This window comes from Providencia sp. PROV197 (genome assembly GCF_028479625.1).
In the GTDB taxonomy this organism is placed as follows: Bacteria; Pseudomonadota; Gammaproteobacteria; order Enterobacterales; family Enterobacteriaceae; genus Providencia; species Providencia vermicola.
In genome coordinates this window covers 1-22,877 of sequence record NZ_JAMPNZ010000001.1, presented here as the reverse complement: position 1 = coordinate 22,877, position 22,877 = coordinate 1, and the positions used below count along the sequence as shown (strand labels likewise).

The window sequence follows — 22,877 nt, the reverse complement described above, 5'->3', positions numbered from 1 at the left end:
GATGTCCTAGCGTAGGTATTATTTCCACGGCGAAATGGAAATTCACTGTCTGCACAGCATTAAGTCAATCCAGTATGGTGTCTGAGTAGTGGTTAGATATCACAGACATCATCAATATGATGCGACTTTATTAATGGCTTAATTTAGGTGCTTATTATGTCAATGAAATTATCGTACTGGGCATTATCCTTAATGTTTGCTAGCTCGTCATTATTTGCTGAATCACAGTTTGCGTGGATAGGGACTTATAGCCCAAATGGGGAGGGTGTCTATCGTTTTGATTTCGACAGTCAAACGGGGCAGCTAACGAATAAGAAATTAGCGATTCCGTTAACCAATGCAGCACAGTTAGTACTTTCCAAAAATGGTAAAGTACTATATGTGGGCAGTGAAACTGAAAAAGGTACCATTCATGCTTGGTGGGTCAAAGATAATGGTGAACTTGAGGCTATTAATAATGTACTTTCAGGGGGAGATGGCCCAGTCTACTTATCCTTAACACCAGATGAACGCTTTTTATTAGTGGCAAATTACCATAGTGGTTCGGTTGCAGTTTTACCTATACGTGAGGATGGCGGGTTAAATGTCGCAAGTGAAACACTTCAAAATAAAGGGCCTGCGGGAGATTCGCAACCAGAGGCTGCTGCAGAAGGAAGCTTTGCGATTAGCGATCATAATGGACCCCATGCGCACATGATAGGAACTGATCCATCTGGAAAATTTGTATTTGCCACCGACCTCGGTTTAGATCGTATTTATCAATATAAATTTGATGATAAAAATGGAAAACTAATACCGAATAATCCACCGTTTATTATGTCATCCTCAAAAGGTTCTGGACCGCGGCACTTTATCTTCTCCAAAGATGGTAACAATGTATGGCTGGTCAACGAAGAAGCTTCAACACTGACGCAATACCATTTTGATAAACAAAAAGGGACATTGAAAGAAGGGTATTCAATCTCAACATTGCCTAAAAACTACAAAGGAACCAGTTTCATTTCAGGTATTGTTGAAAGCAATGATGGCAAACAGTTGTACGCTGCAAACCGATTACATAATTCAATAGTCCATTTTAAGGTAAAAACAGATGGCACCTTGGATGATGCGACATACACATGGACTCGAGGTGATTACCCAAGAACATTAACACTTTCGCCTGATGGCCAATATCTATATGCATTAAATCAGCGTAGTGACAATATCACACGTTTTAAGGTTGCCCCAAATACAGGTGAGTTAACCTTTGTCGATGAGTATGTGGCAGTAGGCGCACCATCACAAATGGTCATTGGAAATTAGTCATTGAGAAAACGGTATGTTTAATCATACCGTTTTTAATAAAATCAACATGTTAATAATACTATTCAGCATATAAGCAATAAGAAAGAAAATATACACGGATGGTAATATCATCCATTTGTTCTTAAATGCTGATAAAGATAAAGTCATGAGTATGAGGTCTTAGCTGATTCAGATAAACCATAGTTATGTTTAAGGGGAGGGAGAGCGTTTTTCATTTATAAATATTGGGTTAAGTTGAATTTCCCACCTTAATATTGAGTTGATCTCAAGAAACATAAGTCTAGCGTAATGGAGAGAAGGATCGTGAACTAATGAACCCTTATAGCTTATTTAACATAATATGCATTATGCGAACCTAAGTGCGAAATGAAGGAGTCCAGCGTTCTGGCTGGTTAATTCCCCGTAAATCGTAAAAATTGAATTTCAACTCAACTTCATAAATCTTACGTTTTGCTATCATTTTTATTGGCGTTTCAATCGCTCGGATGTCTGTTAGCTCCCAAGCTAGCCAACCTGCTTCATAGTAGGATGCGCAGGCTGCATCAATATCACTTTCAACGAATGGCCTCACGTTTTTCACTTTAACAATTGCGACAGCTTTCCCCATTTCTTCATTGCCATCTTTTAAAAGATAATTGTGATTTTCAACAATCAGTAAGTCTTCATTACAACCGATGCTTGGTGCCCATTTTCTTATTTCTAACGTTTTTTTTCCTAACGCAATATTTTTACCTGCTGGAGAGACTACAGATATGGTTTTCATTAATGAGATGTTTTTCCTGTTAAATTGATGTGTCCTTTATAAGGTTGATTAGTCCAATGCAAACGAACGGTTGTGCCATCAAAATTAGCGTGGTTAAATATTTTCATTTTTAACCGTTGAGCCATTAATGATAGATTAATATAGCTTTACTTCTTTTTGTTTTACAAGGAAATTTTATGAGTAAAAATGGACGGCATTACACAAAAGAAAAAATCGAGAAACGTAAGGCCTTGGAGCGAAAAAATAAACACCCTATTCGTCTATTTATCAAAAGTTGGGATTTTTGGGGTAAATCGTGCTTTGGATTTATGATCTTTGGAATGGCTATTTATTCGTTAAGTGAAAATGCGACAGCACACCTGTTATGGATAATCTATGCTTGTATTTGCCTGCCTTTATTTCCTTTTGCTAAAAAATGCAGTGATGATGTTCTTCTTCACTATTTTTCAGAGCATACATTTGAAGAGATAATTAATGGGGGGGGCGCTAGAGGCTTCGGCGCTTTGTATTTAATTGCGATTATTCCATTTATCATCCCTTTAGCGACTGGATACTTTATCTACCAAATGAAAAAGTACAAATAAAATATTTTAGGCTTTATCTGTTATCAAGTGACAAACGGATAAAATATGATGAGTGAATCGCCGATTTATCAATTTTTTGCTCATTATATATTCTTGGAGTTTCACTATGACGGTTTCCATTCGTATTGTAAGTGGCCTACTTTTAACATCACTTCTTGCTGCAGGCCATGCTCTAGCGGAAGCAGAAAGTACTTTAAATCAAAATGTTAAATTGAATCATGCGACAATATTTTTACGTGGGGCTGAGTTGGATAATGATGTGACACTGTCACTTAAGCCGGGCCAAAATGATGTTATATTGACCAATATTGCAGCAAATATAGACCCACGAACCCTGTCCGTTAGTTTGAAAAATAATGATGTTATTATTCGTTCAATCAATGTCCAAAAGGTCGCTGTTCCCCCTATTTATTCACCTGAAATAATTACGCTTCAAGAACAACAAAAACAAAATAATCAACAAATTGAACGCTTAAATATTGCAATTAAAGTGGGAGAAGAACAATTATCGTTGTTGAAAGATCAACGTTTTTTTGGTGAAAGCAATAGCCAGACAATTGAGCAATCATCACAAAAATTGAATTTTATTCGTCAACAGATGACGCAAATATTGCAAGAACAGCAGCAGAACCAAACGTCAGTGGGTGAGCTTGAAGAAAAAAACATGTTGCTACAAGCTCAAATTGATGAAAACTTGCCTGCGGTTGTCGGGCAGCAAACTCAAGTGGTGATGGTCATTGATGCGAAAAACGCAACCACAGCACAAATGCAACTTTCTTACCTTACCCCTGATGCCGCCTGGTCCCCAAGTTATGATTTTCGTAGTGAAGATGTTGAATCCCCTATCGTTCTTACCTACAAAGCCAATGTTGTGCAAAACACAGGGATTGATTGGCGAGATGTCAATTTAACGTTATCCTCTGTGAATCCGTCTAAAAATATTACGCCATTTAACCTGCAACCTTGGCGCTTATCGGTTTATGATGACAGTATACAGTACGAATCCCAAGCCTTAATGCAACAGGCCCCTGCTCCCGTCGCAATGACGGACGCCAGTATGCGTGCAAAAAAAAAGCGTGATAGCTCAGGTATTGCCGATTTTGTCACTGCATCAAACAATGGCATCAATTTAAATTACGATATTTCATTACCTTATAGCCTAAAAAGCAGCACAAAACCCAACTCGTTAACCATCAAACAAACAGATATTATAGGGAAATACCAATACACGACGACACCGAAATTGGCGGAAGATGTCTTCTTACAAGCCGATATCGATAATTGGCAGGCGCTGAATTTACTGAATGGTAACGCCAATATTTACTATGGCAATACGTATATTGGTAATTTCCAAATTGATACCACTCAGTTGAATGATACTCTCTTTATTCCTTTTGGCATTGATAAAAACATTCAGATTTCTCGTGAAAATAACGAAAAAATGAAGAAAAAACCAAGTTTTATTGGTTCAACTATTGAACAGAAGGAAGGATATTTAATTAAAGCCAAAAATATGCATACTAAGCCAATTAATTTAACAATTGTTGACCAATTACCGATTAGTCAAGATAGCGAAATTAAAGTCTCTGAAATTGATAATAAACAGGCTGTTGTCAATAAAACAACAGGAGAATTAACTTGGGATGTCACTTTAGAAGCTAACCAACAGATTGAAATTCCATTTAATTATACGTTGAGCTACCCAAAAGATAAGCATATCGTTGGTCTTGAATAGTAACTTTTGTAGTTCCCTTTCGAAGGCGTTAGAATAAATTTACGCAAGACAACTATAATAGCTTAGAGGTTTTCATGATTATATTAGTGACTGGTGCATCATCTGGATTTGGCGAATCTATCGCGCGTAGATTCATTCAGCAAGGTCATACCGTTATTGGTACAGGGCGTCGAACTGAACGTTTAGAAGCGTTACAACGTGAATTAGGCAATAGTTTTCATCCTCTAACATTAGATGTTCAAGATAGAAAAGCGATTCAAACTGCCGTCGCTAATTTACCTACCTCCTTGAAAAATATTGATGTTCTTGTCAATAATGCAGGTTTAGCACTTGGTTTGGAACCTGCGTTTAATGCAAACCCAGACGATTGGGCAGTAATGATTGATACCAATACCAAAGGTTTGGTCAATATGACCTATGAAGTCCTACAAGGCATGGTGGCAAAAGATCATGGTCATATTATTAATATTGGTTCAACCGCAGCAAGTTGGCCTTACAAAGGTGGTAATGTGTATGGCGCCACTAAGGCATTTGTTAAACAATTTTCATTAGGTTTACGTGCTGATTTACAAGGTAAAAAAATTCGGGTGACGGATATTGAGCCAGGTTTAGTCGGTGGAACTGAGTTTTCTAACGTACGTTTTAAAGGTGATGATGATAAAGTTGCAAACACCTATAAAGGTGCTGAAGCATTAACGCCTGAAGATATCGCTGAAACGGTATTTTGGGTTGCAACGCTGCCTGCGCATATGAACGTGAATACTCTGGAATTAATGCCTGTTTGCCAAACATTCGCTGGTTTAACCGTTCATAAACAACTTTAATTTTCGTACTATTCTCTACAGACGAAATGGTTTATCTTTGGCTATACTCAAGATATTGGCCCTGTTTAGTAAGGAATTTACATGAGTACTCAGAATATTTTGAAGAAAAGCGTAGCAGCTATGTGTGTCTGTTTACCATTACTTTGGACAACAGTTGCACCCGCTGCTCAGGGAAATACAACAACGTCATGCACTGCAGGCAGTACTTGTGTTTCTGTTGGTAAAGGTGATGATACTTTAAATAAAGAACAAGCTCGCCAAGAAAAAGAACAATGGGATAACACTCGAATGTTACGCAATAAAGTGAATACGCGTACTGAAAAAGAGTTCGATAAGATTGACGCCGCATTTGATGCAAAAGATAAGTGTGAAAAAAGCTTGAATCTGAATGCCTATTGGGAGCCTAGTACAAAGCGCTGTTTAGATGTTGGTACTGGTCGTCCAATTAACCCGTAAGTTGTTAACTTGTTCGTTATGGAGTCATTTACCAAGGAGGATCGATGCGAAAGAAATTGTTAGTTCCATTATTTTTAGTGATGTTGGCCCCTGCTTTTGCTCAAGCTTCATGTGAAAGTGTGATAGAAGAAATTAAACAGAAAATTATCAATAATGGCGTACCTGCCGATAGTTTTAGTTTAGTTGCAGTTCCTAATGATGAAGTTGACCCATCAAAAGGCCAAGTTGTCGGTCACTGCCAAAATGATTCATATAAAATTATTTATACTCGCCATTAGGCATGGATAAATAACACAAAAAGGGCGAATAAATCGCCCTTTTTATTTGTTTATTTTCAAATAATTACGCTGGTACAGTAATAAATTCCTGCAATTTTTCGATATGCAAATAGCGTCCTAAATCCCGCTCTTCTGGCCGTAATAAATACGGAATTTCACCAATTAGTGGCGCTTTAATGTGGTGCTGTAGACGGTCAATAATTTGTGCGTAATGAGCAAGACCTGGATTAATTCGGTTTGCCATCCAGCCAATTAGCGGTAAACCATCGGCCCTAATTGCATCCGCTGTTAACAAGGCATGATTGACACAACCGTGCTGAATACCCACCACTAAGATGACTCCGACAGATTGTCCTTTGAGCCAATCGGCATAAAAAGTATTATCATCAAGTAAATAGCGCCAACCGCCATTTCCTTCAATAACGACCATGTCGCATTGTTCATGTAAATGCTCTAAACCTTGTTTGATTTTACTAAAATCAATACTGTTCTCATGGCTGTAGTTGTCAGTGATGCGAACTGGATTAACTTCATCATAAGAAACGAGGTCTTTAGACACACTGTGAATCAATAATGCATCTTTATTCCTGACTCCTTCAGGGGTATCAATGCATTGATCTGCAATAGGTTTGTATCCTACGGCTTTAATTCCTTGTCCATTGAGTGCTTGCAAAATAGCAAGTGTCGATACTGTCTTCCCGACATCTGTATCTGTCCCGGTAATAAATAGATTGATCATGGTCTTTTTCTATCCTGAAGTGACAGACTATCAGCAATAAGCTGTAAAAATGATATGGATTCAGTTTATGGGAATGGGAAAGTGATAAGTTTGCGTTAGCTCAATTTTGTGGTCGATAGTCAAAAGTTTATCTAATTGTTTTAGCCTTGTAGCAATTGTAGTAGCAGTGAACCATCATATAAAGCGCGCTGAATTAATGTGGATTCACTTTCTTTTACTGAAAAATTAGATTTTTCTATTAATAAATGAGAACTATACAGAGGAGATGCGTATTGATGTATATAATGATGCAACCGCTCAAATAATCTCTCTGATGCTATATTTAAGGGGGAGTTAATAAGAATAAGTTCAGTACCAAATAGGCTTACCATTAACGATAATGGTTTGGCCAATTGTTTTGCTACCATTTCTATTAGATAAACACAAAGGGGATCGCCTAATATTGCGCCAGCGCAAATTTTATCGATTGATATTTCATTTTGGAATAAGACGCTATCAGGGTAATGACAAGATAAATTACTGGCTTTTTGTAATACCACTGGAATGGAAATATGCGTTTCCAAGCAACCCTCACCACCACAATAACAGGCAACTTGATTCGATTCACCTAACTGACTATGACCGAATAGAAGCGGTTTTTGTGTATTGGCATCTAATGTCACGCCACGGTTTAGTACAGTGGCATTCACCACATCCTGTATTTGAAGGTAAATAATATTTGTGGCTTGTCGTTTTGCTGAAAGCGAAAAATGATCCATTAATGCCAGTGCATCAACGGTTGAGTGTAAATAAACAGGTAAACCTGTCTGTTTAGTCAGATATTGTGCTATTGGTAAAGAATTAATATTGAAACCCGTAAGTTGGAAAACAATCCCTTGGTAAGGATCTATGATACCTTCTGCAAGGATGCTGATCGCAGTAAGCCGCTCAATTAACATTTGATGATCAGCAAAAAACTGGCTGATTAACTCAAGCAATTCATGAATAAAAGCATCATTACTACACACATCAAATGGGTATGTGTTTTGCGCTAGCGTCACCCCATTAATTTCCTTCAAAGAAACCGTGATTTTACGTGGCTCAATAACCATCGAAAGAAACTGCCACCCTTCACTTTCAATGACCAGACCAATTGCGGGGCGACCTCGCAAACCCAATACTGGAAATTCTAGCTCTTTAATAAGGTGGGCATCCATTAGCTCACGGGTAATTTTAGTGATACTTGCAGGGGCTAATGAAGCTTGCTTAGATAAGGCAATACGCGATATTGGACCATGTTGATCAATTATTCGATACACAATACCTGTGTTTAATTGTTTTATTTGGTCAATATGACCCGTTTGGTTCAGCATAGCGATTGTCAAATCCTTTATAAAGCAATTAGTTATTATGCCTTATTCTGTATATGAATGATTCTGCATACATACCAAGTGTGATTTCGGTCACGTTTATTTGCCGACAATATTGGAAATCAAAATTTGAGTCAATTTTTTAGCGACTGCAGGTAAGGTTCTACGGGTATTGTAAACTAACCATACTTCAGATGATGCCTCAATATTAATTAATTTTACATATCTTACACCATCAATTTTCATGCGTGTGAATGATTCAGTAATAATAGATATTCCCATTCCTGCGGAAACTAACCCAAGTATTGTCATGGCTTCCCCAGCTTCTTGTGAGATTTTAGGGACGATCCCTGCGGAGGTTAATAACTGACTGATCTCATCATGTAACGCCGTTCCTACTTCACGTTCAAAAAAAATTAGAGGGTAATTAGCCAACAATTGAATATCGACGCCTTGCTCTTCGAATTCTAACAATGGGTGCCCTTCATAAACGGCAACCATAAATGATTCTTTAAACAGCAATTGATAGTCAAGTTGCTCAGGCAAAATAGTATTTCGCATAATCCCCATGTCAATGCGCCCAGTTACTAAAGGAGCAATTTGTTGTTTTGTATTCATTTGGTGCATGTGAATAGAGACTTCAGGGTAAGTTTCACGGTATTGCCTTAAGCTCATTGTGACTTTATGCATAAAGGGTGTTGTGGAAGTAAAACCAATAGATAATTCACCGAGCTCACCTTTTTCCATTCGAGCTGCTTTAGTTGCAGCCGCATTAACTTGAGCAAGTATTTGATAAGCCTCTTTTAAAAACATGGTTCCTGCCGGTGTTAGAGCGACATTTCGATTATTTCGCTCCAATAATTTAGCATGAATTTGTTCTTCAAGTGATTGTATTTGTTGGCTTAATGGAGGTTGTGATATATGTAGGCGCTCAGCGGCTCGCCCAAAATGGAGCTCTTCTGCTACCGCAATAAAATAGCGTAAATGCCTCAGTTCAATGTTCATAAGTATATTGATATCTTTAAAGTATCATTTTAGATAATTAATATATTAGACAAAAAACTTAGGAATTTCTATTCTTTGATCAAAATCAAATGAGTTAGTATGACAAGGAATACACATGGAACACTCATCCAATAGCCTGACTACTGAGCAACCTGCTGAAAGGGAAGAAACTGACTCCGCGGTACATGTCGCACCTAAAAAACATTATATTCAAAGAGATGACGCTTTATACCTACGTGTCACCCTCTCCTTTTTTACAGTTGGTTTTGCAACATTTGCGCTGCTGTATTTTGTGCAGCCTATCCTGCCTTTATTATCCACAGATTTTAACGTATCTCCTGCAACAGCCAGCCTAGCCCTTTCATTAAGCACAGGCTTAATGGCTTTAGGTTTGTTAATCACAGGGCCAATATCAGATGCGATTGGTCGTAAAAACGTGATGGTGATAGCGTTGACATGTGCGGCATTATTTACGTTATTAAGTTCAGTGATGCAAAGCTGGCAAGGTATTTTGATTGCTAGAGCCTTAGTTGGCTTATCCCTTAGTGGCGTTGCCGCTGTAGCCATGACTTATTTAAGTGAAGAGATACACCCAAGTTATGTGGCTCTTTCTATGGGACTTTATATCAGCGGGAATTCCATTGGTGGAATGAGTGGACGATTAATGACAGGGGTTGTTGCTGATTATTTTTCATGGCGTGTCGCTGTCGTGATTTTAGGGACCTTGGCTTTGATTGCTGCGATAAGTTTCTGGCGTTTATTACCCCCTTCCCAACACTTTCGTGCCAGCTCGTTAAAACCGAAAAATTTATGGGTCAATTTACATCTTCATTTTAGGGATAAAGGCTTACCTTGGTTATTTGTTGAGGGTTTTGTTCTCATGGGCGGGTTCGTCACCATGTATAATTATATTGGTTACCGCTTATTAGAAGCACCTTATAACTTATCACAATCTACCGTTGGTTTTTTATCTGTTATCTACTTAACAGGTACATACAGTGCGACAAAAACAGGCAGTCTCACCCAGAAATATGGATTAGGTAACATATTGATTGCTGCTATTTCATTGATGTTATTAGGTATTTTAATTACATTACATTCAAATGTCTGGATTGTTTTATTGGGAATGACCTTATTAACAACTGGTTTTTTCGCGGCACACTCTGTTGCTAGCAGCTGGGTTGGACGTCGAGCTAAACGGGCTCGAGGGCAAGCATCTTCACTGTATTTATTCAGCTATTATGCAGGCTCAAGTATTGCGGGTACAGTTGGTGGGCTATTCTGGGCTAATTATGGTTGGAACGGCGTTGCTTTATTCATCGCAGGAATATTATTGGTTGGTGTTATGATTGCATGCCGATTGAAATCAGGCTGTTATGACCATTAGCTTAGACACTGATAAAGGTTAAAATTTTCTCCCCCTCGTTATTACTGGATGATACACGCTCTTTTAATAACGAGGAAATGAGATGAAACCGTTGTTGTTTGCCCCAGTTCTTTTCTGTTGTAGTTTTCTAGTTTGGTCCCATGGATATGTCGAGTCTCCTGAAAGTCGAGCTTATTTGTGTAAAAAACAAGAAAACAAAAATTGTGGCCCTGTTCAATATGAACCCCAATCAGTTGAAGGACCGAAGGGGTTTCCAGAAAAAGGCCCGCTTGATGGTCAAATTGCGAGTGCAGGACTACCCCAGTTTAAACAGCTTGATGAACAAACTCCTCTTCGTTGGAAACGCTTGACACAATCCTCCCCTGAAATTGATTTCAGATGGCGGTTAACAGCGATACATAAAACCACGAAATGGGAATACTTCATCACCAAATTAAATTGGAATCCAAATGCACCGCTATCTCGTGCGCAATTTGAGTTAAAACCTTTTTGCAAATACGAACGCGTTGAAATACCACAGGAAGTTGTTCAACATAACTGTGTCCTTCCATTATCACATCAAGGGTACCATACCATTTTAGCAGTATGGACAATCGATGACACAGGTAATGCATTTTATCAAGCAATTGATTTAAATATACATTTTGTGAAATCGAACTGAAAATAGTGCTAAAATAAGGGGAGTCATCCCCTTTTTACGCTAGTTAACACTATGGAATTGAAAAACACTGTTGCTAATGTTAATTTATATTTAAACAAACTGTATGTTGTAACTAATTCATATGAATAAAAAACAAATATTAATCGAATTTTTTAACCAATTAGAATGCCAGATAAAACAGTTATCTGGGTTATTGTCTGAGCAGAAACAATATATAGCTAAAGTTTATACATTACCCGATGTCATTAAAGGTGATGAAAACAATGAGGTCAACGAAATTATTGTTGATGAGATTACTGGTAATAATGCAATAAAAGAAGTCATTGCCCTACTCAACCTACTGTTTATACATAATAAATCTACTGAAATTAGTAACAAAGCCGCTATTCGGCTACCAGGTGTCATTTGTATTCAAATAGACAACCAGGGTTATCAGCGGTTTAACCAATTAATAGATGAAATCAATCAGCTGAAGATATCCATTAAAACCCTTGTTACGCAGATAGATGAGACTCAACGATTTGAGTTTATTAGAGAAAGTTTGCATGGCCTACTCACGTTAAATACTTACCGTACTATCACAAGCTTAGTGGATGTAGATACATTAGGCTTTGGTTGGGCAAATAAAAAAGTGATCAATAAAATCACTAAAGAAACATTGCTCGATAAATTACAATATAGTTTAGAAAATGGCCGTTGCCCTGCTCATTTACCGCGAGAGCATTGGCAATTGCAATTAAAAACAGAAATACAATTGATTGAGTCCCTTCCCCATGATGCCATTTTAAAAACCCAGCGCCCTGTAAAAGTGCAGCCAATTGCACGCGTTTGGGATAAGGCTCAGCAAAAACAGACTCAATTTGCCTGTGCAACACCATTATTCGTTTTTGCTGTAGAGAAAACATTGGCTGAAATCAAAATTGGGGAGTTGCCTGACTACCATGCAGATAATATCGCATTACGTAATCGCCCACGCGCAAAACCTGTTGAGTTATTGATCCCTCGATTAAATCTTTACATTGAGCGATAAAAAAACACCCGCTAGTTTAACCATGCGGGTGCCTTAAGATTTAATCTTAACGTTTAGATTAAGATTTCATACTGCCAACCATGTCCTCTGGACGAACCCAATCATTAAACTGCTCTTCAGTTAAATAGTTCAGCTTTAATGCAGACTCTTTTAATGTTAGGCCTTCTTTATGCGCTTTTTTCGCAATTTCAGCTGCTTTATCATAACCAATGTGCGTATTTAATGCGGTTACTAACATTAATGATTCATGTAGTAATTTCTCAATGCGCTCACGGTTTGGCTCGATACCCACAGCGCAGTGTTCGTTAAAGCTACGCATACCATCAGCTAATAAACGTACCGATTGCAGGAAGTTATCGATTAACATTGGACGGAAAACGTTTAATTCAAAGTTACCCGAAGCACCTCCTATATTCACAGCAACATCGTTACCCATGACTTGTGCGCACAGCATGGTTAATGCTTCACATTGTGTTGGGTTAACTTTACCTGGCATGATTGAACTGCCTGGTTCGTTTTCTGGAATTGAAATTTCACCAATACCACAACGAGGGCCAGAAGCTAACCATCTAACATCATTAGCGATTTTCATTAATGATGCCGCTAAGCCTTTTAACGCACCGTGAGCATGAACCAAGCTATCGCATGTTGCTAATGCTTCGAATTTATTCGGTGCAGTGATGAATGGTTGCCCTGTTAATTCTGCAATTTTTTTAGCAACACGAACCGCATACTCTGGGTGAGTATTCAGACCTGTACCGACTGCAGTACCGCCTAATGCTAATTCACAAACATGAGGAACCGCGTTCTCAATGTGTTTTTCGCTGTGAGCTAACATCGCAGCCCAACCTGAAATTTCTTGGCCTAAAGTCAGCGGTGTTGCATCTTGTAAGTGGGTACGACCAATTTTAACAATGTCTTTAAATTCTTTTGCTTTTGCATCTAGAGTTTTATGCAAAATTTTCAATTCTGGGAGCAGATGTTCACGAATAGCTACAACGGCAGCTACGTGCATCGCGGTAGGAAAGACATCATTTGAACTTTGGCTTTTGTTAACGTCATCGTTTGGGTGGATCAGACGGTCATTACCTCTTTGACCACCTAAAATTTCACTACCACGATTTGCTAACACTTCATTCATGTTCATGTTACTTTGTGTACCAGAACCCGTTTGCCAAATAGCTAAAGGGAATTCTGTTGGGTGTTTACCCGCTAAAACTTCGTCAGCAGCGGCAATAATTGCATCGCCACGTTCTTTAACGAGTAGTCCCAAATCCATATTCACACTTGCTGCCGCTTTTTTAGTAATCGCAAGTGCGTGGATAAGCGCGACTGGCATTTTTTCTACAGATATACGGAAATGTTCTAAAGAACGCTGCGTTTGCGCGCCCCACAACTGGTCAGCAGGTACTTCGATAGGCCCCATTGAGTCTTTTTCAATGCGAGTGGCTGCCATTACTATCTCCTTAGGTACATACACAGAATAATTAATTTTAGAATCGTCTGCTTGCAGGTAAGCAAATAACCGAGCAGTATAATGCCACAAATTGAATTTAATTTATGAGACTTGGTCGAGCTTATTGTACCCTGATGTTAAGGAAATGAGTTGATTTTTACAAAAAAGAGAATTTTGCTATGCTTAAAATGATAAACAAAGTCCAAAATTATGATTGGGGAAGTAAAAACGCCCTAACACAGCTGTATGGAATCGCAAATCCAGAGAATTTGCCAATGGCTGAACTTTGGATGGGAGCGCATCCTAAAGCTAGCTCCGACGTTATCGATAGCCAAAATAATCAAATTACTCCGTTAAATACATTGATTGATAGTCATCCTGAGTTGTATTTAGGAAAAAAGGTGGCGCAAACTTATCACCGATTGCCTTATCTTTTCAAAGTACTTTGTGCGGCTCAGCCGCTGTCAGTTCAAGTTCATCCCAATAAGAAATATGCTGAAGTTGGCTTTGCCAAAGAGAATGCGGCAGGTATACCACTCGATTCACCTCTCCGTAATTACAAAGACGATAATCATAAACCCGAATTAATCTATGCATTAACGCCTTTCAAAGCGATGAATGCGTTTCGTCCCCTGAATGAAATTGCAGCTTTACTTGATTTTGTTTCTGCAGCTCATCCTGACATTCAGTTATTTGTTCAATCTCCTTCTGAAGAGAAGCTTTCTCGATTGTTTGCACAACTTCTGAATCTAACTGGCGCACAAAAAGAGTTGGCTCTAGGGGTATTAAAGGCGGCCTTAAATAGCCGTCAGGGAGAACCTTGGGACTCAATAAAACAAATGGTTAGCTTATATCCTGAAGATAATGGCTTATTTACCCCTCTTCTTTTAAATGTCATTGAATTGCAACCTGGCGAAGCAATGTTTTTATATGCGCGAACACCACATGCTTATTTAGAAGGTGTCGGTTTAGAAGTGATGGCCAACTCCGATAATGTGCTACGCGCAGGCTTGACAAATAAGCATATCGATATACCTGAGTTAATTGCGAATATTGATTTCAAACCTACGCCTGCGCATGATTTGTTAAATATCCCCGAAAAATCTGGAAATATCTGGAAATATCATATTCCAGTAGAAGATTTTTCATTTAATATATATTCTATTAATCACTCGGGGATTACCCTAACTAACGATACAGCCTCAATTTTATTCTGTATTGAAGGCGAGTTAGTTTTAAACTCAGGTGATAAAGAAATTAGCATTGATTCTGGTGAGTCTATTTTTCTGCCTGCGTATGAGAAACATGTTTCCATTAAAGGTAATGGTAAACTTGCTCGAGTGTTTAATCTTTAGTGTCATATTCTGTATTAGCCGTCTTTCTTACGCAGCATTAAGACGGTTATATAAAACTTATACAAATTTATAAGTGCGTTAGAAACGTACTGAAAGGATGGATGTTTATAATGAAAAAGTCATTAGTCGCGGTTGGTGTTATCGTTGCTCTGGGCGCAGTGTGGACCGGTGCATCATGGTATACAGGTTCTAAAGTTAAAGATGAACTTGATAGAGTCATCCTGAAAACCAACGATTTTTTTGCTGTAAATGTGCCTGAATCAGGTGTGAACTTTAAATTAGAAAACTACAAAAAAGGCGTTTTCTCTTCACAAGCAGATATCGTAATTACGTCAGCAGATTCGACTACACCTGATGAATCAATCGTATTTAAAGCAAATATCGACCATGGCCCATTCCCTATTTCACAGGTTGCCAAATTTAATTTAATGCCTAAATTAGCAGCGACCCAAGTTGAATTAGCCAATAATGCTACAACTAAAGAATTATTTGAAGCAACCAAAGGGAAGCCATTCATTCATGGTAACGCTGTTATCGGTTACAGCAAAAGCATTGATACTAATTTAGAGTTAATCCCTGTTGAATACTCTAAAGATGATGCTACCGTTTCTTTCAGTGGTTCTAAGTTTGATATTTCAACAACGGCTGACCTTGCTGCGGTTGACGCTTCTTTAATTACTGACAGTTTAGTTATCGGTAAGAAAGATAAAACTGAATCCATGACATTAAAAGGCTTAAAATTAGTCTCTAATGTGACAAAATCTCAGTACGGTTTCTATACAGGTAAACAATCGTTTATTATTGCAGACACTGACTTTAACATCCCTGATACCAAATTCTCATTTAAAGATTTCAAAATCTCAAGTGATACAGCTATCACAGGTGAAGATGTTAAAGGGAATATCTCTTACAGTATCGCTGACTTAAAAGCATTAGAGCAAAACTTAGGTTCGGGCGAATTAACTGTTGCAATTGAAAAGTTAGATGCAAAAGCATTGGGCAAATTTGTTGAGCAATACAACGAAGCATTGGCACAAGGCTTAGCAAATGGCGATCCAACTGAAGCAACAGAACGTTTAGCGATGGAAATGATGTCTACTACATTACCTGAGCTGATGAAAAGCAAACCTGTTTTCACTGTTAGCCCGTTCTACTGGAAAAACGAAGCAGGTCAAAGCTCTGTTGACTTGAACATTACGTTTAACAAATGGAACCAAGACGAAATTACAGCCTTAGCAATGTCTAACAAAGTTGATGAAGCTGTTAAGCAATTGATTTCATCTTTCGACTTCAACCTGAAACTGAACAAACCAATGTTAATCGAATCTATGACGCAAGCCATGATCATTGACCAAGGTACACCAGTTGATGCTGATACGAAGAAAGAAATGAAAGGCATGGTAACGTCTGAGTTCGAAGGCGTGCAGCAAATGTTAACGTCTGACATGTTCTCTTCCCCATTCGAAGAAATGTTCATGACAGATGAAGAACGTGCTGAAAAAGCAAAACAGAAAAAATCACCTTGGATGATTGATAGTGAAAATGATTTAACGATGACTATCAAGTTTGCAGGTAATGACCTCACATTCAACAATGATAAGTATACATTAGCTGAATTCCTGACTAAGATGAAAATTATGTCGAATCCAGATGATGCTTTAGAGTACGAAGCTGTTCCAGCGCCTGATGCAGAGCCCGCTCCAGAAATGGAAGCACCAGAATTAGCGCCTGCTCCGCAAGAAGCTCCAGCTAACTAATTAATTTCTGTTACCTAAAAAATTTAAAGCGCCAGTCAATTTGATTGGCGTTTTTTTTTACCTCACCTAATAAATGTGATTTGAATCACAATTATTATGCAATAATTGAATGCGTTTCACATTTTTCGTGACTTAAGATTGCCTTTGGCGTTGTAACAGCCAAAATAAGGGAAGAAAATAGATAAAGGAACATTCCGTGATAAAAACAAATCTCCCTTTAACCGATTTACATCGCCACCTTGATGGTAATATCCGTCCAGAAACCATTCTTTCTTTAGCTAAAGAACACAATATTCAATTACCAGCCACGGAACTTGAAGCTCTTCGCCCTCATGTGCAAATTATAGGCCAAGAAGCCGACTTGGTGGGTTTCTTAACAAAATTAGATTGGGGTGTGGCGGTTCTTGCTGATTTAGATGCATGTCGTCGTGTTGCGTTTGAAAATGTCGAAGATGCATTCAATGCAGGTATCGATTATGCAGAATTACGCTTTTCACCTTATTACATGGCGATGAAGCACCAATTACCCGTTGAAGGTGTGGTAGAAGCGATTGTTGATGGTGTTAAAGCGGGTTGTCGCCAATATGATATTAAAATAAATCTGATTGGTATCTTGAGCCGTACGTTTGGGCAAAAAGCTTGTACCACTGAATTACAAGGTTTGCTTGCACATCGTAACCAATTATGTGCTTTAGACCTTGCAGGTGATGAGTTAGGTTTCCCTGGTGAGCTATTTGAAGAGCATTTTATTAAAGCTCGTGATACAGGTTTAAACATTACCGTACATGCAGGAGAAGCCGCTGGTGCTGCCAGTATTTGGCATGCAATCAAAGTATTAGGCGCACAACGCATCGGCCACGGTGTAAAAGCTATTGAAGACCCTGCTCTGATTGAATATTTAGCTCAACATCAAATTGGTATGGAAAGCTGTTTGACGTCGAATATCCAAACTAGCACTGTGCCTTCATTGGCTCAGCACCCACTCAAAACCTTTTTGCAACAGGGTGTGTTAGCATCAATTAATACTGATGATCCTGCCGTTCAAGGCATTGAACTACGCCATGAATATGAAGTCGCCGCACCACAAGCAGGTTTGAGCGTTACAGAGATAGAACAAGCACAGCGTAACGGCTTAACAATGGCATTTTTATCGGATAGTGAGAAAGTCGCGCTAGCCCAAAAAGTGGCCAAACGTTAATTAGTGAGTTATTGAGGGCACAGAATGATGCCCTTTTCCTTCAGTTCCTTCTTCCAGACAAACCCACATTGTTTTCAATCACGCCTGTAAAGCTGCTAACATGTTAATTACAATGCTAAGGTACTTTATTTAATAATAACAAATAGTATGTTGTAACTAAAAGTTAGAGTTAGAGAGACTGAAAAGAACAAAAACAGCTTAAATAAACATGTTATTCAAGCTATTCGATACAACGATTACTTCACTAAGCGTTTTGCATAACGCTGTGCCAATACCGCACTCACCATCAATTGGACTTGGTGGAAAATCATCAGTGGCAATAAAATCACGCCTACCGTGGCTGCGGGAAATAACACATTCGCCATTGGAACGCCATTTGCTAAGCTTTTCTTTGAACCGCAAAAAACAATCGTGATTTCATCTTCTTTGCTAAAGCCAAGTAAACGAGCCGCTAACGTGTTTATCACTATCACAACAAATAAAATAATGCATGTCACAACAACAATCATCAATAGTGAATAAACATCAATTTTCTGCCAAATCCCCTCAACCACTGCTTCACTAAATGCAACATAGACGACAAGTAATATCGAAGATCGGTCAGTGATATTCACTAATTTACGATGACGATTAATCCAATTAGCAATTAATGGGCGAGATAAATGCCCCACAACGAAAGGCAACATTAATTGCATAAGAATAGAACCAATAGCATTGAGTGTGTCAACGGCTTGGCTACCATCTGCATCCATCAAAAGGCCAACTAAGATAGGTGAAAGAAAGACACCTAAAATGCTAGATGCAGAAGCACTGCAAATCGCAGCGGCGATATTCCCGCCTGCAACAGAAGTGAATGCAATGGCAGATTGGACGGTTGCTGGTAATGCACATAGATAGAGGAAACCCATATAAACCGTCGGCGACATCCATGCAGGCACAATAACGGCTAAGCCGAGACCAATAATGGGGAATAAAATAAATGTACTTGCAAATACCAGTAAATGTAATCGCCAGTGCCCTATCCCAGCCATTATTGACTCGCGTGATAACTTAGCTCCATGCATAAAAAACAATAAGGCAATCGCCGCAGTTGTTAGGTATTGGAAGCCCGTTTTAATATCTCCTTCACAAGGAAATAAGCTTGCCACGCCCACAACACAAATCATAATCAGTAAAAAAGGGTCAATTCTTAATTTTGCAAGTAAGTTCATTTGCTTATCCATAACAAAAGGCAGTGCTTTAATTGGCCTTAAAATCGGTTTTAGCCTTAAAAGATAGCCGTAATAATTCATTTTTCAATGGAAAAAATCTCAGCTTCCCTGAAATTTATTAAAGTGACAGTGTCACTCCATATTACCGTTTAACAACGCTTATTTAATAAGTTCGCTAAAAAAGCCTGTTTACAGTACAAAACAGCCAGTTATTATGAAGATCCTCGCTAGATCTTAATCGATCACGGGTTAATCGTCGTTATGCCTAAGCTTTTTCATCGCTGTAGATATAAATAAGCCTCGAAAAGTAGCATTAGAAGGAATGAGTTGGCAAATAAATCTATGATAGAATTGTTAAATCGATTGCGATTGGCTAAAAATGGATAATTATTTATGAGTTCAGTTTATGACGCTAACCGCCTGACGGGTTGGCTTTTGGTTCCTGCAATCTACTTGCTACTCACTTTCTTGGCAGTTTGTAGTATGACGGTGATGTATTGCATCAAGCTGTATGAAATTGTCTCCACGGTAGAGGGTTGGATAACGTTTATTCCTGCTGCGTGGTATTTGTCATTTGCAATCTCGATTGGTATGACAGTATTTAGTGTTCATGTGCTTCAATTAATGTTTTCTCGTTCAAAGCACTTCCCTCGCCGCTTTACGATTTGGTTACTTATTTTATTATTATTAGGACTAAAAACATTTGCATTTTCACCCATTGATGACAAAACGGCTCTGCAAGTCCTTGCTTGGCCCCTGTTAGGCGCGGGGTTCTTTGTCCCTTATTTAAAACGTTCTCAACGAGTTAAAATGACTTTCACACAAGATCGATAAGCATCACAAAAATTGCTTGATATCATAATGGCTGTTTAGCTGGCTTCGGCCAGTTTTTGTTCTTTATATTTTCATTTCAGGCAATAGCATGACTGATTATCTATTACTCTTTATTGGTACGGTGCTGGTTAACAACTTCGTCCTTGTTAAATTTCTTGGGTTATGTCCATTTATGGGGGTATCAAAGAAACTTGAACCTGCCATCGGTATGGGATTAGCGACAACATTTGTCATGACATTAGCCTCCATTTCTTCATGGCTAATTGATACACTGATCCTCGTTCCCCTTGACCTACTTTATCTACGTACACTCAGCTTTATTCTTGCAATCGCTGTGGTAGTACAATTTACAGAAATGGTTGTAAGAAAAACAAGCCCTACACTTTATCGGTTATTAGGTATTTTCTTGCCTTTAATTACAACAAACTGCGCAGTATTAGGTGTGGCATTGTTGAACATTAATATGTCCCATTCGTTCCTGCAGTCAGCCGTATATGGTTTTGGAGCCGCTATTGGCTTTTCCCTTGTGATGGTTCTGTTTGCAGCGATCCGTGAACGACTCGCTGTTGCCAATGTCCCTGCCCCATTCCGTGGCTCTTCCATTGGCCTGATCACTGCAGGGCTTATGTCCCTCGCATTTATGGGCTTTAGTGGTTTGGTGAAATTCTAATGATGTCTGTATGGATTGCCATCGGTATATTAGCCGTATTTGGTTTGATTTTCGGCCTAATTTTAGGCTACGCGTCGTTACGTTTTAAAGTCGAAGCTGACCCAATTGTCGAACAAGTGGAAGCTATTTTACCTCAGAGTCAATGTGGGCAGTGTAGCTATCCAGGTTGCCGCCCTTACGCAGAAGCGGTCGCTAACAATGGTGAAATGATCAATAAATGTGCCCCTGGTGGCGAGCAAGTCATGCTAAAGATAGCCGAATTGCTGAATGTTGACCCACAACCTATTGATGGTGATGAAGCAGCGCAGAACCCTGTTCGTAAAGTTGCCATTATCGATGAAGAAAACTGTATCGGTTGCACGAAATGTATCCAAGCTTGCCCTGTTGACGCCATTGTCGGTGCCACCCGTGCAATGCATACCGTAATTGAAGATTTATGTACTGGATGCGATTTATGCGTCGCCCCCTGCCCAACTGACTGTATTGAACTTGTCCCCGTGAAAACCACAACCGCCAATTGGAAATGGGATTTAAACACTATTCCAGTGAAAAATATTTCTGTTGAACCTATTGAAAAAACTGAAGTGAAATCAAGGGAGAACTCCCATGCTTAAGTTATTTAAATGGTTGAAAAAAGATAATATCTGGGATTTTGATGGTGGCATTCACCCACCTGAAATGAAGTTGCAATCCAGCCGTACCCCTATGCGGGTTGCAACCATACCTAATGAGCTGATTATCCCATTGCAGCAGCATTTAGGCCCTGAAGGTGAACTTATCGTTCAAGTCGGTGATTCTGTGCTTAAAGGCCAGCCGTTAACTCGTGGTCTTGGTCGTACCGTACCAGTACATGCTTCAACCTCTGGAACGATTACTGCAATTGAACCTATGGTGACTGCACATCCATCGGGTTTGAAAGAATTATGTGTGCGTATTCAATCTGATGGTAAAGATACTTGGTGCCCATTAGAGCCAAACCCTGATTACTATCAATTAGCCAAACCAGATTTATTGCACAAAATTGAGCAAGCTGGAATTGCAGGCTTAGGTGGAGCGGGCTTCCCTACTGCCTCTAAATTGGCGGGAGGTAAAGATGCGATTAAAACATTGATTATCAATGCGGCTGAATGTGAACCTTATATCACCGCTGATGATAGGTTAATGCAAGAGCACGCCCAAGAAGTGATTGAAGGCTGCCGCGTCTTACAACATTTATTAAATCCAGACCAAGTATTAATTGGCATTGAAGATAATAAGCCAGAAGCTATTCAATCTCTGAATAAAGCCATCACTAAACAAGACTCAAACATTTTCGTCCGTGTGATCCCAACTAAATACCCTTCAGGTGGGGCCAAACAACTAACTAAAATTTTAACCGGTCAAGAAGTACCATCGGGTGCCCGCTCATCCCAAATAGGCGTGTTGATGCAAAACGTGGGCACTGTTGTGGCAATTAAACGTGCAGTCATTGATGGACAACCTTTAATTGAACGTGTTGTCACCGTAACAGGTGAAGCGATTTCCCAACCGGGAAATTTCTGGGCACGTTTAGGTACCCCAGTAAGGCACTTACTACAACAATCTGGATTCAACCCAGAACCTGAACAAATGGTGATCATGGGGGGGCCATTGATGGGCTTTACCCTACCCGACCTCAATGTTCCTGTTGTCAAAATTTGTAACTGTCTTTTAGTTCCTACAATGGAAGAAATGGGGCCAAAAGCCCTTGAAGAAGCGTGTATTCGTTGTGGATTATGCGTTGATGCCTGCCCAGCAGCTTTATTACCGCAGCAACTTTACTGGTTCAGTAAGGGTGACGAGCACGAAAAAGCGCAAAAGCACAATTTATTCGATTGTATTGAGTGCGGTGCCTGTGCGTATGTTTGTCCAAGCAATATCCCGTTAGTACAATATTACCGCCAAGAAAAAGCAGAAATTCGTGAAATCGCACAAGAAGAGCGCCGTGCCGCAGAAGCGAAATTGCGCTTTGAAGCGAAACAACAACGAATGGAGCGCGATAAACTGGCCCGTGAAGAGCGCCATAAGAAAGCGGCTGTTCAAGTTGAAAGTGCTGATAAAGACGTAGTAAATGCGGCATTAGCAAGAGTGAAGGCAAAACAAACTGCAAGCCAAGAGCCGATTAAAATTGTTTCTGGCGAATTGCCTGACAACAGCGCAGTTATTGCGGCACGTGAGGCACGAAAAGCCCAAGCTCGTGCTAAACAAGCTGAGAAATTGGCTAATGTGCAAGCTAATGCTCCTGTTAGTGGATCTGATGAT

Annotated in this window: 22 protein-coding genes; 16 read left to right on the top strand and 6 right to left on the bottom strand. The window is 39.2% G+C overall.

Translation table 11 applies throughout. The annotated features are described in order from the left end of the window. The first annotated feature begins 156 nt into the window (after window positions 1-156). Window positions 157-1,302: a lactonase family protein gene (locus PR808_RS00110; RefSeq protein WP_272538404.1), complete on the top strand. Its 1,146-nt coding sequence runs from the start codon at window positions 157-159 to the stop codon at window positions 1,300-1,302. A gap of 358 nt (window positions 1,303-1,660) precedes the next feature. Here PR808_RS00110 and PR808_RS00105 read toward each other — a convergent pair whose 3' ends face one another. Further along, window positions 1,661-2,068: an ASCH domain-containing protein gene (locus tag PR808_RS00105; protein ID WP_272538403.1), complete on the bottom strand. Its 408-nt coding sequence runs from the start codon at window positions 2,066-2,068 to the stop codon at window positions 1,661-1,663. A gap of 176 nt (window positions 2,069-2,244) precedes the next feature. Between PR808_RS00105 and PR808_RS00100 the strand changes: the two genes are divergently transcribed. The 5 genes from PR808_RS00100 (at window position 2,245) to PR808_RS00080 (ending at window position 5,945) form a co-directional block, all read left to right on the top strand. After that, the gene (locus PR808_RS00100; protein ID WP_241016886.1) at window positions 2,245-2,652 is read left to right on the top strand and encodes a hypothetical protein; all 408 of its coding nucleotides are present in this window, start codon (window positions 2,245-2,247) and stop codon (window positions 2,650-2,652) included. A gap of 106 nt (window positions 2,653-2,758) precedes the next feature. After that, window positions 2,759-4,387: a DUF4139 domain-containing protein gene (locus PR808_RS00095; protein ID WP_272538402.1), complete on the top strand. Its 1,629-nt coding sequence runs from the start codon at window positions 2,759-2,761 to the stop codon at window positions 4,385-4,387. Window positions 4,388-4,461: 74 nt separating this feature from the next. Next, window positions 4,462-5,211 (top strand): bifunctional NADP-dependent 3-hydroxy acid dehydrogenase/3-hydroxypropionate dehydrogenase YdfG, encoded by a 750-nt coding sequence (gene ydfG, locus PR808_RS00090; RefSeq protein ID WP_206086058.1) that lies wholly within the window; start codon window positions 4,462-4,464, stop codon window positions 5,209-5,211. A gap of 81 nt (window positions 5,212-5,292) precedes the next feature. Beyond that, the gene (locus PR808_RS00085; RefSeq protein ID WP_206086059.1) at window positions 5,293-5,667 is read left to right on the top strand and encodes a DUF1283 family protein; all 375 of its coding nucleotides are present in this window, start codon (window positions 5,293-5,295) and stop codon (window positions 5,665-5,667) included. A 44-nt stretch (window positions 5,668-5,711) separates the two neighbouring features. Then, window positions 5,712-5,945, top strand: a complete 234-nt coding sequence (locus PR808_RS00080; RefSeq protein WP_206086060.1) for a DUF1161 domain-containing protein — start codon at window positions 5,712-5,714, stop codon at window positions 5,943-5,945. 64 nt (window positions 5,946-6,009) lie between these two features. Here PR808_RS00080 and bioD read toward each other — a convergent pair whose 3' ends face one another. From bioD to PR808_RS00065, 3 genes are all read right to left on the bottom strand, one after another. Further along, a complete protein-coding gene (bioD, locus tag PR808_RS00075) occupies window positions 6,010-6,684 on the bottom strand; it encodes a dethiobiotin synthase (protein ID WP_206086061.1) in 675 nt (224 codons plus the stop codon). Window positions 6,685-6,824: 140 nt separating this feature from the next. Further along, a complete protein-coding gene (locus PR808_RS00070) occupies window positions 6,825-8,036 on the bottom strand; it encodes an ROK family protein (RefSeq protein ID WP_272538401.1) in 1,212 nt (403 codons plus the stop codon). Between the two features lie 96 nt (window positions 8,037-8,132). Beyond that, complete coding sequence (locus PR808_RS00065) at window positions 8,133-9,038, bottom strand: LysR family transcriptional regulator (protein ID WP_206086063.1); 906 nt, start codon at window positions 9,036-9,038, stop codon at window positions 8,133-8,135. Window positions 9,039-9,153: 115 nt separating this feature from the next. Here PR808_RS00065 and PR808_RS00060 point away from each other — a divergent pair, with 115 nt between their 5' ends. The 3 genes from PR808_RS00060 to tus all read left to right on the top strand — a co-directional run bounded on the left by PR808_RS00060 (window position 9,154) and on the right by tus (window position 12,116). Further along, window positions 9,154-10,425, top strand: a complete 1,272-nt coding sequence (locus tag PR808_RS00060) for an MFS transporter (RefSeq protein ID WP_206086064.1) — start codon at window positions 9,154-9,156, stop codon at window positions 10,423-10,425. A gap of 82 nt (window positions 10,426-10,507) precedes the next feature. Then, entirely contained in the window at window positions 10,508-11,086 is a 579-nt protein-coding gene (locus PR808_RS00055; protein ID WP_206086065.1) for a lytic polysaccharide monooxygenase, read from the top strand. Window positions 11,087-11,207: 121 nt separating this feature from the next. Then, complete coding sequence (gene tus / locus PR808_RS00050) at window positions 11,208-12,116, top strand: DNA replication terminus site-binding protein (protein ID WP_272538400.1); 909 nt, start codon at window positions 11,208-11,210, stop codon at window positions 12,114-12,116. A 58-nt stretch (window positions 12,117-12,174) separates the two neighbouring features. Here tus and fumC read toward each other — a convergent pair whose 3' ends face one another. Further along, the gene (gene fumC / locus PR808_RS00045; protein WP_206086067.1) at window positions 12,175-13,572 is read right to left on the bottom strand and encodes a class II fumarate hydratase; all 1,398 of its coding nucleotides are present in this window, start codon (window positions 13,570-13,572) and stop codon (window positions 12,175-12,177) included. A gap of 179 nt (window positions 13,573-13,751) precedes the next feature. On the opposite strand from fumC, the gene manA reads away from it, so the two are divergent. The 3 genes from manA to add all read left to right on the top strand — a co-directional run bounded on the left by manA (window position 13,752) and on the right by add (window position 17,882). Then, window positions 13,752-14,927 carry a mannose-6-phosphate isomerase gene (gene manA, locus PR808_RS00040; RefSeq protein WP_206086068.1) on the top strand — a complete coding sequence of 392 codons (1,176 nt, stop codon included), beginning with the start codon at window positions 13,752-13,754 and terminating at the stop codon, window positions 14,925-14,927. Between the two features lie 110 nt (window positions 14,928-15,037). Beyond that, a complete protein-coding gene (locus PR808_RS00035) occupies window positions 15,038-16,684 on the top strand; it encodes a YdgA family protein (protein WP_272538399.1) in 1,647 nt (548 codons plus the stop codon). 196 nt (window positions 16,685-16,880) lie between these two features. After that, window positions 16,881-17,882 carry an adenosine deaminase gene (add, locus tag PR808_RS00030; protein WP_272538398.1) on the top strand — a complete coding sequence of 334 codons (1,002 nt, stop codon included), beginning with the start codon at window positions 16,881-16,883 and terminating at the stop codon, window positions 17,880-17,882. A 236-nt stretch (window positions 17,883-18,118) separates the two neighbouring features. On the opposite strand, the gene PR808_RS00025 is transcribed toward add, so the two are convergent. Beyond that, entirely contained in the window at window positions 18,119-19,093 is a 975-nt protein-coding gene (locus PR808_RS00025) for a bile acid:sodium symporter family protein (RefSeq protein WP_206086071.1), read from the bottom strand. Window positions 19,094-19,486: 393 nt separating this feature from the next. On the opposite strand from PR808_RS00025, the gene PR808_RS00020 reads away from it, so the two are divergent. The 4 genes from PR808_RS00020 to rsxC form a co-directional block, all read left to right on the top strand. Continuing rightward, window positions 19,487-19,927 (top strand): DUF2569 domain-containing protein, encoded by a 441-nt coding sequence (locus PR808_RS00020; RefSeq protein WP_206086072.1) that lies wholly within the window; start codon window positions 19,487-19,489, stop codon window positions 19,925-19,927. An 88-nt stretch (window positions 19,928-20,015) separates the two neighbouring features. After that, window positions 20,016-20,597, top strand: a complete 582-nt coding sequence (rsxA, locus tag PR808_RS00015) for an electron transport complex subunit RsxA (protein ID WP_206086073.1) — start codon at window positions 20,016-20,018, stop codon at window positions 20,595-20,597. After that, window positions 20,597-21,211 (top strand): electron transport complex subunit RsxB, encoded by a 615-nt coding sequence (gene rsxB, locus PR808_RS00010; RefSeq protein WP_206086074.1) that lies wholly within the window; start codon window positions 20,597-20,599, stop codon window positions 21,209-21,211. The genes rsxA and rsxB overlap by 1 nt, the downstream gene beginning before the upstream one ends. Further along, on the top strand, window positions 21,204-22,877 hold a 1,674-nt coding region (rsxC, locus tag PR808_RS00005; protein WP_272538397.1), incomplete at its 3' end, for an electron transport complex subunit RsxC. The genes rsxB and rsxC, both read left to right, overlap by 8 nt.